Genomic DNA, 15,789 nt, shown 5'->3' on the forward strand with positions numbered 1-15,789 from the left:
CTCCTAGGTGGTGTGCGGGGTGAGCCAGGTCTGGACCGCCTCAGCGGTGGTGCCCGCGTGGTCTTCCAACATCGTGTAGTGGTTCCCTGGCACCTCAACGGTTTCCAGGACGTGCTCGGGCGGTGCGGCCCTGCCGTCGCCCTCCGCGCAGTCGCGCAGCGTGGCCTCGCCCGCGCGCACCAGCAGCGTCGGCGCCTGGATCTCCGGCACCTCCCACTCCTGCAGCAGGCGCTCGTAGCCGCCCATCGCGGTGAGCTGTTCGCCGCCCGCCGTCATGAACTCCAGGCGGACCGCCTGCTCGTTGGCCATCGCGCCCAGCACGGTGAGGTTCACGGGGGCCTTGCGGGAGAAGCTGTCCACCATGATCACGGCGCGCGGCTTGACGCCCATGTCCTCCAGGTGCGCGGCGACGCCGTGGGCGATCCAGCCGCCGGAGGAGTAGCCCAGCAGCACGATCGGCTTGTCCCCTGCGCACTCCAGCACGGTCTCGGCGTGCAGCCTCAGCAGAGCGTCCATTGTGGACGGAAGAAGTTCTCCTTCGCCGAAGCCGGGGTGCGGCAACGCCCACACGTCCCGCTCGCCCCGGAAGGTGGCGGCGAACCTCGCGTACTGGTGCGCCCCGGCCGGGACCACGTACGGCGTGAAGCAGATCAGCGCGTCCCCGTCGCCCTGCGAGAACCGCACGGGTTCCGGGCGCACGTCGAGCTTCGACGGCTCGTCGAAGGTCTCCCTGAACGCGGCGGCCTGCATGAGCATGCCCATGGCGGCCATGACTTCCCCGCGTTCCGTCGCCCGCTGGTAGAGCTGCACGAGCAGGTCGGTCGGGCGCTCCGGCGTGCTTTCCCCGAGCAGCGAGCGCAGGTGCGCGGCGAGCTTGGCGGGTGTCGGGTGGTCGAACGCGAGCCCGGCGGGCAGGTTGACGCCGATCGCCGTGGAGAGCCGCTTGCGCAGGTCGATCGCGGTCAGCGAGTCGAAGCCCAGCTCCAGGAACGGTTGTGCGGCTTGGACGTCCTCGGTGGAGGCATAGCCCAGCACGACGGCGCTCTGTGCGCGGACCAGGTCCAGCAGCCGCTGTTCCTGCTCTTCCGGTGAGAGCCCGGCCAGCTCGCTGGTGATCGTCGCTTCCCCTGCGGGAGCTTCTTCCTGCGTCGCCAGCTCGCGGACCTCCGTCAGTTCGGAGAGCAGCGGGCTCGGGCGGCCCACGGTGAACGCCGGGTGGAAGCGCGTCCAGTCGATCGGGGCCACGGTCAGCGCGGTCTCGCCGTGCTCGACGGCTTGGCGCAGCGCCTTGATCGCGAGCTCCGGGGCCATCGCTTTGAGCCCGCGCTTCTCGCCGCGTTCGCGGACCGCGTCGTCGACCATGCCGCCGCCGTCCCAACCACCCCAAGCGATCGAGGTGGCGGTCCGGCCGCGCGCCCGGCGCCATTGCGCCAGCCCGTCGAGGAACGCGTTGGCCGCGGCGTAGGAGGCCTGACCACCGCTGCCCCACACTCCGGCTCCGGAGGCGAAGAGCACGAAGGCGTCGAGTTCGGTGTCCCCCAACAGGTCGTCGAGGTTGATCGCGCCCGTGACCTTCGACGCGGCGGCTTCGGCGAACTCCGCGAAGTCGGCCTGCGACAGCAACGACGACCTTGCGGTGCCCGCCGCGTGCAGCACGGCCGTGACCGGGTTCTCCGCGAGCAGCTTCGCCAGGGCGAGCTTGTCGGCGATGTCGCACGCGGCGATCGTGACCTTGACGCCGGTCTTTTCCAGGTCCACCTTGAGTTCTCTTGCTCCTGGGGCGTCAAGTCCACGGCGGCTCGTCAGCACGAGGTGCTCAGCCCCGGCGCCAGCCAGCCAGGTCGCGAGGTGCCTGCCGACACCGCCCGTGCCACCGGTGACCAGCACCGTGCCGCGCGGCGTCCACTCGCTGGTTGCCGTGGTTCCCGCGCGGACCATGCGGCGCGCGAAGATCCCGGACTCGCGGACCGCGAGTTGGTCCTCTGTGGACTGTCCGAGCACCTGCGCGAGGCGCCGCATCACGCGCTCGTCCGGGACGGCCGGCAGGTCGACAAGTCCGCCCCAGCGCGCGGAGTGCTCCAGTGCGGCTACCCGCCCGAAGCCCCACAGCTGCGTCTGCGTCGGGTTGAGCACTGCGTCGGAGCGACCGATCGACACCGCGCCCCGCGTCGCGCACCACAGCGGCGCGCTCACGTCGAGATCGCCCAGTGCCTGCACCAACACCAGCGACAACGCCAGCCCCGCCGACAGTGTGGAGTGCTCGGGGTGCTGCCCTTCGGCAAAGCCCAGCAGCGACAGCACCCGTGCGGGCTGCTGCTCACCGAGCGCGTCGGCGAGCTTCGCGGCAGCTTCCTTCCGGTCTGCTGTGACGGGCAGCTCGACGGTGGTCATGTTCGGAACGACCCAGTCCTGGTCCGCCCCGGCGGGGAGGACGACGAGCACCGGCTCGGTGATCACGGCCAGGTCGTCCTCGGGCACCGGCCGCCAGGCGATGCGGTAGCGCCAATCGTCCATTGTGGACTTCTGACGGCTCTGCCCGCGCCAGGCGGAGAGCAACGGCAGGACGGGCTCGATCACGCCTTCTTCCGCGCCCATCACTGACGCCAAGCCCTGGAGGTCCTGCCCTTCGACGAGGTTCCAGAACTCCGCCGACGCGGGGTCGGTCTCCACGGGCGCGGCGTTCTCCAGCCAGTAGCGCTGGCGTTGGAAGGGGTAGGTCGGCAGGTCAACCGCAGCTGCTCCGGGCGTGACCGCCGCCCAGTCCACGCGCACGCCGTTGACGTGCAGATCGGCCGCCGACAACAGGAACCGGCGGAGTCCGCCCTCGTCGCGGCGCAGCGAGCCCCCGACGATCACGGTGGTCCCGGCGTCGTCCGCGATCTCCTGCACGGCGCTGACCAGCAGCGGGTGCGAGCTGGACTCGACGAACGCGCCGTAGCCGTCCTCCAGCAGCTTGCGCACGGTCGGCTCGAACAGCACGCTCTCGCGGGCGTTGCGGTACCAGTACTGGGCGTCCAGCTCCGTCGTGTCGATCCGGTCGCCGGTCACCGTGGAGTAGAACGGGATGTCCGAGGCGAGCGGCTTGACCGGGGCCAGCGCCTCCAGCAGCTCCTCGCGCAACACCTCGATCTGCGCGGAGTGCCCGGCGCCGTTGGCACCGCGTACCTTGCGGGCCCGGAACCCATCCGCCTTCAGCTCGCTGAGCAGCTCGTCCACGGCCTCAGGGGAACCGGATACCGTGAGGGCCGCAGGCCCGTTGAGGGCGGCGACGGAGAGCTGGTCGCCGAACCGTTCCAGCCGCCTGGCGATCTCATCGGCCGGAGAAGCGACCGCGAGCATGGCGCCCTTGCCCACCAGTTTCATCAGCGACCTGATGCGCAGCGCCACGATCCGCGCCGCGTCCTCCAGGCTCAGCGCCCCGGCGACGTGCGCGGCGGCGACCTCGCCCTGCGAGTGACCGATCACGGCGGCGGGCGTCACGCCGAGCGACCGCCACAGCTCGGCCAGCGACACCATCACCGTGAACAGCACCGGCTGAGCGATGTCCACGCGGTCCAGGTCCGGCGCACCGGGCTCCGCGCGCAGCACGTCGAGCACCGACCAGTCCACGTAGGCCTCGAAGGCTTCGGCGCAGGCGTGGGCCTTCGCGGCGAAGACCGGCGAGGTCTCCAGCAACTCCTTGGCCATCTCCGCCCACTGAGACCCGTGACCGGGGAAGACGAACGCGACCTTGCCCGGCGAGGACGCGAAGCCCTGCACGAGGTTGCCAGCCGGGGTCTTCTCACCCAAAGCCGCGATCCCGCTCAGCAGCTCATCGCGGGTCTTGCCGACCACGACCGCGCGGTTGTCGAACGCGGTCCGCTTGGTGGCCAGGGAGAACCCGAAGTCCGCGATGTCGATCTCAGGATTCGCGTCCACAAAGGACAGAATGCGGCGAGCCTGAGCGCTGAGCGCCCCCGTCGACTTGCCGGACACCAGCCAGGCAACGTTCTGCTCCGGTCGGTCCACACGTGCGGGAACAACATCGCCCGTGTAGCCCTCGATGATCACGTGCGCATTGGTGCCGCTCATGCCGAACGAGGAGACACCGGCGCGGCGCGGACGGTCCACCTCCGGCCACTCCACGGCCTCGGTCAGCACGCGCACGTTGCCCGCAGACCAATCGACGCTGGTCGAAGGCTCGTCCACGTGCAAAGTCTTCGGCAGCACACCGTTGCGGATCGCCATGACCATCTTGATCACACCGCCGACGCCCGCCGCGCCCTGCGTGTGACCGATGTTGGACTTGAGGCTGCCGATGTGCAGTGGCTGTTCGCGATCCCGCCCGTAGGTGGCGAGAAGTGCTTGCGCCTCAATGGGGTCACCGAGCTGAGTGCCCGTACCGTGCGCTTCGACAGCGTCCACTTCGGACGGTGCGAGGCCGCCATTGGCCAGCGCCTGGCGGATGACCCGGCGCTGCGCGGCTCCGCTCGGTGCGGTCAAGCCGTTCGACGCGCCGTCGGAGTTGACCGCGCTGCTCCGCACGATCGCGAGCACCTGATGGCCGTTGCGGCGAGCATCGGAGAGGCGCTCGACGAGGATCATGCCCACGCCCTCGGCGAAGCCGGTGCCGTCCGCTGAGTCAGCGAAGGCCTTGCAGCGGCCGTCGACCGCGAGCGCGCGTTGCTTGCTGGAGGTGGTGAACGCGGACGGACTGGACATGACCATCACGCCACCCGCCAGCGCCAGGTCGCACTCACCCTTGCGCAGTGCTTGTGCGGCAAGGTGAATCGCCACCAGCGACGCCGAGCACGCGGTGTCGACGGTGACCGACGGTCCTTGCAGGCCGAAGGTGTAGGAGATCCGGCCGGAGAGCACGCTCGCGGTGTTGCCGGTCGGCAGGTAGCCCTCAACGCCCTCGGGGACGGTGATCGGGCGGCCCACGTAGTCCTGGTAGCCGTTGCCGACGAAGACGCCGGTCTCACTGCCGCGCACGGAATCCGGCTTCACACCAGCGCGCTCGAAGGTCTCCCACGCGGTCTCCAGGAGCAGCCGCTGCTGCGGGTCCATCGCGATGGCCTCGCGCGGACTGATCCCGAAGAACGCCGAGTCGAACTCCGGCGCGTCGTGCAGGAAGCCGCCCTGCGTGGTGTACGTGGTGCCGCTGTGCTCGGGATCGGGGTGGTAGAGCCCTTCCAGGTCCCAGCCGCGGTTGCCGGGGAACTCCGAGATCGCGTCGGCGCCGGAGCGGACCAGCTCCCACAGCTCCTCCGGCGAACGGACTCCGCCGGGGTAGCGGCAGGCCATGCCGACGATCGCGATCGGCTCGTCGTCAGTGATCACCGACGAGACCACGGCTTCCTGGACCGCCCCGGCACCGGTCAGTTCGGCACGCAGGTGGGCCGCGAGGTCGGTCGCGGTCGGGTGATCGAACACAAGCGTCGGCGGCAGCGCGAGCCCGGTCTCGGCGTTGATCCGGTTGCGCAGCTCGACGGCGGTCAGCGAGTCGAACCCGAGTTCCTTGAACGGCAGTCCGGCTTCGACCGCGCCGACCCCGGTGTGCCCGAGCACCGAGGCGGCGTGCGCGCGGACGAGGTCGACCAGGACGGCGGCCTGGTCGTCCTCCGAGAGCCCGGCGAGGCGTCCGACCAGCGCCGAAGCGCCCGCGCCGAGCCCGGCCGGGGCGTCGGCGGTCAGGGCCGCGCGCACCTCCGGCAGATCGCCGAGCAGCGGGCTCGGGCGGCTGAGCGTGAACGGGCCGATGAACCGCTCCCAGTCCACCTCCGCCACGGTCACCGCGGTCTCGTCGCGGTCGAGCGCCCGGCGCAGGGCGGTGATCGCCGCCGCGGCTGGCATGGCCGTCAAACCCCTGCGGCGCAGGCGTTCTTCGTCGTCGCCGTCAGCGACCATGCCGCCGTCGGCCCACGGCCCCCACGCGATGGCGGTCGCCGTCAGCCCACGTGCGCGCCGCTGCCTCGCGAGCCCGTCCAAGAACGCGTTGCCCGCCGCGTACGCGGCCTGCCCACCGCTGCCCCAGACTCCGGCGATCGAGGAGAACAGTACGAACGCGTCGAGTTCCTTGTCTCCCAACAGCTCGTCCAGGTGCACCGCGCCGTTGACCTTCGCGGACAACGCGTTGGTGAACGCGGCGGTGCTCGTCTCGGCCAGCAAACCGGAGTCCGCGACACCCGCCGTGTGCACCACGGCGTTCACATCGTGCTCGTCAAGCAGGGCTCGCACGGCGTCGCGGTCGGCCACGTCGCAGGCCGCGATGGTGACGCGCGCGCCGAGGTTCTCCAGCTCTGCCTTGAGCTCCGGTGCACCGGGCGCGTCGGGTCCACGACGGCTGGTCAAGATCAGGTGCTCAGCGCCCGCGCTCGCCAGCCACTTCGCGACATGTCCACCAAGGGCGCCCGTGCCACCAGTGATCAGGACGGTGCCACGCGGAGTCCACTCGCGCGTAGCCCTTCTCGCCGGCGCGTGGGCGAGCCTGCGCGCGAAGATCCCCGACGCGCGGATCGCGATCTGGTCCTCTGTGGACTGTCCGAGCACTTCGCCCAGCCGCTGCGCGATGCGGGCATCGACGACGTCGGGCAGGTCGACCAGGCCGCCCCACCGCGCGGGGTGCTCCAGCGCGGCCGTGCGACCGAAGCCCCACAGCTGCGTCTGCTCGGGGTTGCGCACCTGGTCGACGCTGTCCACCGCAACCGCGCCGGTCGTCGCGCACCACAGCGGCGCTTCAACTCCGGCGTCGCCCAGGGCTTGGGTGAGGGCCAGCGCGCCCACGGTACCTACCAGCGCAAGGACGCCGTCGATGGTGCCAGTCAGCTTCGGCGCGAGGTCTTCCCGCGTGGTGACGCGGATCGTCGTGAGACCGAGTTCCCGTGCCAGCAGGGCGGAGCGCTCGTCGTCCTCGGCGACCGCGAGCAGCCAGTTCCCACTGAGTCCGCCGGAGACGAGGGTGGTCAGCTGCTTCCAGGTCTCGCGGTAGGTCCAGGTGTCCGCTTCGGACTGTCCGTGCCGCTGCCTGCGCCACTCGGCCAGGCCCGGCAGGACCGCCCTCAGCTGCTCGGCGGGCACGTCCAGGCTCGTGGCGAGCGACTCCAGGTCCTCGCGCTCGACGACGTCCCAGAATTCCGCGTCCACCGCGTCGACGGCAGGGGCGCTCGGGGAGAGCCAGAACCGCTCGTGCTGGAAGGCGTAGGTCGGCAGATCGATCGTGCGCCCACCGGTGAGGACGGTCTTCCAGTCCACCGCCACGCCGTGACCGTGGAGCTGGCCGAGCGCCGTCATGATCGCCTGCGGCTCGGCGCGGTCGGAACGCAGTACCGGCACGGCCACGGTGTCATCCAGCACGCCCTGCACCATGGCGCTCAGCACGCCACCCGGCCCGACCTCGACGAACCGCGTCGCGCCCTGGTCACGCATGGCCTGCACGCCGTCGGCGAAACGCACCGCCTCGCGCACGTGCCGAACCCAGTACCCGACGGAATAGCGTTCCACCACAGACCCGGTCAACGTCGACACAACCGGAATCTGAGGCTCGTGGAAGGTGATCCCCTCCAGAGCGGCGGCGAACTCCTCCAGCATCGGCTCCATCAAGGGCGAGTGGAACGCGTGCGACACCTTGAGTCGCGAGGACTTGCGGTCCGCGAACTGCGCGACCACCGCCAGCACAGCCTCTTCAACGCCAGACAGGACGATCGAGGTCGGCCCATTGATCGCCGCGATCCCCACCCCGTCGGTGAGCAGCGGCAGAACCTCGTCCTCGGACGCCTGCACCGCCACCATCGCGCCACCGGTAGGCAACGCCTGCATCAACCGAGCCCGCGCGTTAACGAGAGCCGCCGCATCCTCCAGCGACAACACCCCGGCAACGTGCGCAGCCGCGATCTCGCCAATGGAATGACCAGCCACAACGTCCGGCCGCACGCCCCACGACTCCAACAACCGGAACAGAGCCACTTCCAGAGCGAACAGCGCGGGCTGCGCGATGCCGGTCTGATCCAGATCGGGCGACTTGACGTCCACCGTCAAGTACTTGACGACCTCCGTAAAGGCCTCCGCGAACACCGGGTAGGCCGCGAACAACTCCTGACCCATGCCCACACGCTGCGAGCCCTGACCCGAGAACACGAACGCCGTCTTCCCGCTCCCGGCGCGCAGGATCGGCTCGGAGCCCGCGACCACCCCGCGCAGCCCGGCGAGCAGCTCCTCCCGGTCCTGGCCCACGACGGCCGCGCGGTAGTCGAGCGCCGCACGCGCGGTGGCCAGCGAGAACGCCACGTCCACGGGGTGCTGGGAGTCCACAAAGGACAGCAAGCGCGAAGCCTGTGCCCGCACCGCAGCGTCGGACTTGCCCGACAGCACCCACGGCACCACCGCGTCACCAGGCTCAACCCCAGCCGCAACGCACGTGTAGCCCTCCAGAATCGTGTGCGCGTTGGTGCCGCTGATGCCGAAGGACGACACCGCCGCGCGCCGGGGCTCGCCGGTCGAGGGCCAGTCCACGGCCTCGGTCACCAGGCGAACGTTGCCCCCGGACCAGTCGACCTGCGAGGTCGGGGCGTCCACGTGCAGCGTCGGCGGAAGAACACCGTGCCGAAGCGCCATCACCATCTTGATCACACCGCCGACGCCGGCGGCGGACTGCGTGTGCCCGATGTTGGACTTCAGCGAACCCAACAGCAGCGGCTCATCGCGATCCTGCCCGTACGTGGCCAGAAGTGCTTGCGCCTCAATGGGATCGCCGAGCCGAGTCCCGGTGCCGTGCGCCTCCACGGCGTGGACCTGGTCGGGTCGCAGCCCCGCGCTCGCGAGCGCCTGACGGATCACCCTCTGCTGCGAGGGACCGTTCGGCGCGGTCAGGCCGTTCGACGCGCCATCGGAGTTGATCGCCGAGCCGCGCACGACGGCGAGCACGTTGTGCCCACGGCGCTCGGCGTCGGAGAGCCGCTCGACGAGCAGCAGGCCGACGCCTTCGCCCCAACCGGTGCCGTCCGCGCCCTCCGCGAAGGACTTGCAGCGGCCGTCGACGGCGAGCCCGCGCTGACGGCTGAACTCCACGAACATGCCGGGGCTCGCCATGACCGCCACACCACCGGCCAGCGCCATGTCGCACTCGCCGCCGCGCAGCGACTGGATCGCCATGTGCAGCGCCACCAGCGACGACGAGCACGCCGTGTCAACGGTGATCGCGGGGCCTTCGAGCCCGAAGGTGTAAGCCACACGGCCGGAAACCACGCTCGCCGCGCTACCGGTCAGCAGGTGTCCGCCAACATCCTCGGGCGCGTCCTGAACGCCAGCTCCGTAGCCGAGGTAGGCCATGCCGACGAACACGCCGGTCCGGCTCCCCCGCACCGAGCCGGGGTCGATCCCCGCCCGCTCGAAGGCCTCCCACGTGCCCTCCAGCAGCAACCGCTGCTGCGGGTCCATCGCGAGGGCTTCGCGCGGCGAGATCCCGAAGAACGCCGGGTCGAACTGCGCCGCGTCGCTCAGGAAGCCGCCCTCGCGGGTGTAGCTCGTGCCCTTGCGCGAGGAGTCGGGATCGAAGAGCCCGTCAACGTCCCAACCCCGGTCCTCCGGGAAGCCGGAAACCCCGTCACCACCGGAGATCACGAGCTGCCACAGGTCCTCCGGGGACCGGATACCACCCGGGTAGCGGCAACTCATACCGACGATCGCGATCGGCTCGTCCACCGCGACCGCGGCCTGCGCGGTCACCTCGGTCACCGCGCCAAGAAGCTCCGACACCAAGAACTTGGCGAGCGCGGTCGCGTTCGGGTAGTCGAAGACCAGCGTGGCGGGCAGCCGTACGGATGTGGCTGCCTGCAAGCGGTTCCGCAGCTCAACGGCGGTGAGCGAGTCGAAACCCATGTCCTTGAACGCCTGCCCGGCCGACACCGCGTCCGCACTGCTGTGACCCAGCACGGCCGCCGTCTCAGTGCGCACCACGTCCAGCACAAGGGCTGAACGGTCAGACTCCGGCAGCGCGGCCAGGCGCTGTGCAAGCCCAGAACCCTGCGCTGCGGCAGACTTCGCGGCTCGACGGGCGGCCCCGCGCACGAGCCCGCGCAACAGCGGCGGCACGGTCGGCGCCTGCCGCAGGTCACCGAAGTCCAGCATCATCGGGACCAGCACGGCGTCGTCCACCGTCGCCGCGAGGTCGAACAGTTCGACACCGTCCTCATTGGACAGTGGAACGAATCCGCCCCGGCTCCGACTGGAGTCCACAGTGGACGCCATACCGTTCGCCCAGACACCCCACGCCAACGAGTGCGCCGTCAGTCCCCTAGCTCGGCGACGAGCCGCGAGCGCGTCCAGCGCGCTGTTCGCGGCGGCGTAGTTGCCCTGGCCCGGAGTGCCGAAGATGCCCGAAGCGGAGGAGAACAGCACGAACATCGCGACATCGCCAACGAGTTCGTCCAGGTGCAGCGCCGCGTCGACCTTGGGCTGAAGCACGGTGTCGACGCGCTCCGGCGTCAGCGCGGTGAGCACTCCGTCGTCCAGAACACCGGCCGTGTGCACGACTCCGGTCAGCGGGTGTCGCGCGATCAGCGCCGCGAGCGCGTCACGATCGGACACATCGCACGCCACGATCGTCACGTCCGCGCCGAGCTCGGCCAGCTCGTCCCTCAACGAAGCGGCTCCCGGCGCATCAAGGCCGCGACGGCTGGTCAGGAGCAGTTTGCGGACGCCGCGCTCGACGAGCTGCTTGGCGACGAGCTGGCCGAGCCCACCGGTGCCGCCGGTGACCAGAACGGCGCCCTCGCGGTCGAGCTGCTTCGGCATGGTCAGAACGACCTTGCCGACGTGCTTGGCGCGCGACAGATGCCGGAACGCCTCGGGCGCCCGGCGAACGTCCCAAGTGGACACTGGCGGCGAGGTCAGGACGCCGCGTTCGAACAGCGCCAGCACCTCGGCCAACATCTCGCCGATGCGCTCCGGACCGGCCTCCATCAGGTCGAACGCCTGGTAGGCGACCCCGGGGTGGTCGGAAGCAACTGTCGAAGCGGAGCGGATGTCGGTCTTGCCCATCTCCACGAAACGCCCACCGCGCGGCAGCAGGCGCAGCGACGCGTCCACGAACTCGCGCGCGAGCGAGTCCAGCACCACGTCGACACCAGCGCCGGAAGTGACGTCCAGGAACTCCTGCTCGAAGTCCAGGGTCCGCGAGTTGGCGATGTGATCGTCGGCAACGCCGAGGCCGCGCACGGTGTCGTGCTTGCCGGTGCTGGCGGTCGCGAAGACCTCCGCGCCGAGGTGCTTGGCCAGCTGAACGGCGGCGATGCCGACTCCACCGGCGGCGGCGTGGATGAGCACGCGCTCGCCGGACTGGAGCCCCGCGAGGTCGATCAAGCTGTAGTAAGCGGTCAGGTAGACGATCGGTGCGGCGGCGGCCTGCTCGAAGGTCCAGTGCTCCGGCTTCACGGCGATCATGCGGCGGTCGGCCGTGGCCACCGGCCCGAACGAGCCGTGGAACAAGCCCAGCACCGCATCGCCGACGTTCAGGTCGGTGACGCCCTCCCCGACCTCGACGACGACACCGGCGCCTTCGAGGCCCATCTGCCCGGGCTCGGGGTACATGCCCAGCGCGATCATCACATCGCGGAAGTTCAACCCTGCCGCGCGCACCTCAACACGAACTTCACCGGCACCAAGCAGACGTTCCGCGTGCGGCGCGGGCGAAAGCGTGAGCGCGTCGAGCGCCGAACCACCACTGGTGAGGCACCACGGCCGTGAGCCGGGCGGAGGGATCAGGCTGGCACCACCGGAAGCGCGGGCCAGGCGAGGCAAGAGTGCCTTGCCCTCACGGAAAACGATCTGGTCCTCACCGGTCGACAACGCCTCAGCGACCGCCGCACGGTCGGACACATCGGAGTCGAGCAGTACGAACCGGCCGGGATTCTCGGCCTGTGCGGAGCGGATCAGGCCCCACACCGCCGCGCCCGCGAGATCCGGCACGTCGACATTGATCGCGCCGCGAGTCAGGAACACGAGCTGCCCGCTGTCCGCGTCGTCGAGCCAACCCTGCGCGAGGGTCAGCGCGTGGTTGACGCGCTTGCGGATTCCCGTCGCGGAGTCCTCGGTGGACAGTGGAGCGATCTCCGCGATCACGAAGTCGTCGGACGCCGTAACGCCGGGCTCGACGGGCACCCAGTCGATCCGGTACAGCGATTCGGTTAGCCGCCGGTCGTCAAGGCTGAGCGTGCGCATGGCCAGCGACTCAATGCGCGCGACCGGCGCTCCGGTCTCGTCGGCCAGCTCCAACGTCACGGCGTCCTGGCCAGCCGTGGTCAGCCGCGCGCGCACCGCCGTGGCGCCCGAGGCGTGCAGCGCGACCTGACTCCACGAGAACGGCACCTGCGCGGGACCGTCCACAGTGGCCTCAGGAAGCAGGGAAAGCCCGTGCAGCACGGCATCCAGCAAAGCCGGGTGCAGGCCGAACACCGCGGCGTCCTTGCCAGCGACTTCGGGCAGGCGGACCTCGGCATACACGTCGGAGCCGACACGGTAGGCCGCGCTCAGCCCCTTGAACACCGGCCCGTAGCCATAACCGGAACTGGTCAGGCGCTCGTAAAAACCTTCCAGGTCAACCGCTTCAGCCCCCGCCGGCGGCCACTCCGACAGATCGAAGCCGGGGTCAGCGGCGGTGGGCGCGAGTGAACCCACGGCGTGCAGCGACCACGGCTCGTCGGTGGCGGCGTCCTCGGCGCGGGAGTGAATGGTGATGTCACGGTGGCCGGACTCATCAGCCTCGCTCACCGTCAGGCGGAGCTGGCGCGCGCCGCGCTCCGGCAACGCCATCGGCTCAGCGAGCGTGAGTTCTTCGACGGCGCCGCACCCAACCTCGTCACCAGCACGAACGGCCATCTCAACGAGCGCCGCGCCGGGCACGAGCACTCGGCCGTTCATCGCGTGATCAGCGAGCCAGGGATGGGTGCGCAGCGACACGCGGCCGGTGAGGACGTGCCCGGCTCCGGGCAACGCGACGGCGGCGCTCAACAGCGGGTGGTTCGCCGAAGCCAAGCCGAGCCCGGACGCATCGCCCGCCTGCACGGGGATGTCGAGCCAGTAGCGCTCGCGCTGGAAGGCATACGTCGGCAGGTCGATCTGCTTGGCACCCGGGAAGAACGCGCTCCAGTCGACGTGCACGCCGTGCGTGTGGAGGCTCGCGAGCGCGGTGACCGCTGCCTCGGCCTCGCCACGATCCGCGCGCAGCATCGGCACTGCGACCACGTCATCGAGGCAGCCCTGCACCATCGCGGAGAGCACGCCGCCGGGGCCGATCTCGACGAACGTGCTCACCTCCTCGGCGTGCAGCGTGCGCACTCCGTCGGCGAAGCGCACGGCTTCGCGCACGTGGCGCACCCAGTAGTCCGCGTCGTAGCTCTCAACGAGCGAGCCGGTCAGCGTCGAGACGATGGGGATCTTCGGAGCGTGGAACTCCAGTCCGGCAAGGGCTTCGGCGAACTCGGCGAGCATCGGTTCCATGAGCGGCGAGTGGAACGCGTGCGACACCTTGAGCCGCGACGTCTTCCGGCCCTGCTCCGAGAAGATCGCCGCGGCCCTGGTGACGGCGTCCTCAGTTCCCGAGATCACCACGGACGTCGGGCCGTTGACCGCCGCGATCCCCACCTCGCTGGACAGGTGGGGAGTCATTTCCTCTTCGGTCGCCTGGATCGCGACCATCGCGCCGCCCGTGGGCAGCGCCTGCATCAGCCGAGCGCGCGCGTTGACCAGGGCCGCCGCGTCCTCCAGCGACAGCGCACCCGCAATGTGCGCGGCGGCGATCTCGCCGATGGAATGCCCGGCGACGACGTCCGGCCGCACACCCCAGGACTCCACGAGCCGGAACAACGCCACTTCAAGCGCGAACAACGCGGGCTGCGCGATGCCGGTCTGGTCCAGATCGGGTGACTTGACGTCCGCCGTCAAGTAGTTGACGGCCTCCGTCCAGGCCTCCGCGAACACCGGGAACGCCTCGAACAGCTCCCGCCCCATACCGAGGCGCTGCGAGCCTTGGCCGGAGAAGACGAACCCCACGCGACCGCCGGTACGGTGGCCCGCCACGACCCGAGGAGCCGTCGACCCGTCGGCCAGCGCACGCAGTCCAGCGAGCAGCTCGTCCCGATTGGAACCGATGACCACGGCGCGCGCATCGAGGGCAGAGCGCGTCGTCGCCAGGGAGAACCCGACGTCACCGGAAGAATGAGTGTCCACAAAGGACAGAAGCCGCGCGGCCTGAGCGCGGAGCGCGGCATCGGTGTGACCGGACAGCACCCACGGCAGCAACGCCGGTTCGAGAGCGTCGACCGACTCTGAAACAACGGCAGGCGCCTGCTCCACAGTGTCTTGCGGGACACCCGCACCCGGTCGGCCCACACGCGCGGAAACAGCATCGCACGTGTAGCCCTCCACGATCACATGCGCATTGGTGCCGGAGACACCAAAAGAAGAAACGCCAGCGCGGCGCGGGCGGTCCACCACCGGCCACGGCTGTGCCTCGGTGAGCAGCCGTACGGCTCCGGCAGACCAGTCCACATGGGACGAAGGCTGGTCGACGTGCAGAGTTCGCGGTAGAACTCCGTTCCGGATAGCCATGATCATCTTGATCACGCCGCCGACGCCCGCAGCGGCCTGCGCGTGGCCGATGTTGGACTTCAGCGAGCCCAGCCACAACGGCCGGTCGGACGGGCGGTCCTGGCCGTAGGTGGCGATGAGCGCCTGAGCCTCGATGGGGTCGCCGAGGACCGTGCCGGTGCCGTGGCCCTCCACCGCGTCGACCTGAGCGGGCGAAAGACCGGCGTTGGTGAGGGCCTGCTTGATGACGCGCTGCTGCGAGGGACCGTTCGGCGCAGTCAGGCCGTTCGAGGCGCCGTCGGAGTTGATCGCGGTGGAGCGGATGACCGCGAGGACGTTGTGACCGTTGCGCTGCGCGTCGGAAAGCCGCTCCAGCACAAGCATTCCGACGCCCTCGGACCAACCGGTGCCGTCGGCCGCGTCCGCGAAAGCCTTGCAGCGGCCGTCGGCTGCGAGCCCGCGCTGGCGCGCGAACTCCGCGAAGGCCGTGGAGGTCGCCATGACCATCACGCCACCGGCGAGCGCCATCGTGCACTCGTGCTGCCGCAATGCCTGCGACGCGAGGTGAAGCGCCACCAGCGACGACGAGCAGGCGGTGTCGACGGTGACCGTGGGACCTTCCAGACCAAACGTGTAGGCCAGCCTGCCCGAGAGCACGCTGGCCGAGTTCCCTGTCCCGAGGTAGCCGTCGGAGTCCGTGGCCATGCTCAGCGCCTGGGTGGCGTAGTCCTGGTAGCCGGAGCCGACGAAGACGCCGGTTCGGCTGCCGCGCAAGGAAACCGGGTCGATCCCTGCTCGCTCAACGGTTTCCCACGTGGTCTCCAGGAGCAGCCGCTGCTGGGGGTCCATCGAAATGGCTTCACGCGGGGAGATCCCGAAGAATCCGGGATCGAACTCCCCCGCGTCGTAGAGGAATCCGCCGTGCCGGGTGTAGCACTTGCCGGGGGTGCCGGGGTCGGGGTGGTAGAGGTCTTCGTCCCAACCCCGGTCACCGGGGAACTCGCCGATCGCGTCCGTGCCGTCGGCGACGAGCCGCCAGAGGTCCTCCGGGGAGCGGACCCCACCGGGGTACCGGCAGCCCATCCCCACGACGGCGATGGGCTCCTGGTCCTTCTCCTCGACCTCCTTCAGCCTGCCGCGGGCCTGGCGCAGGTCCGCGGTCACGCGCTTCAGGTACTCAAGGAGCCGTTCCTCGTTGCTGCTCATCCACGCCACCCGTCCCTCGGC

At 70.2% G+C, this 15,789-nt stretch carries 1 protein-coding gene; it reads right to left on the reverse strand.

Annotated features, from left to right (window positions below; genetic code table 11):
- Positions 1-3: 3 nt before the first annotated feature.
- Entirely contained in the window at positions 4-15,768 is a 15,765-nt protein-coding gene (locus ABD798_RS18775; protein WP_344876524.1) for a type I polyketide synthase, read from the reverse strand.
- Positions 15,769-15,789 lie beyond the last annotated feature (21 nt).

The organism is Allokutzneria multivorans, from assembly GCF_039537405.1.
Lineage (GTDB): Bacteria > Actinomycetota > Actinomycetes > Mycobacteriales > Pseudonocardiaceae > Allokutzneria > Allokutzneria multivorans.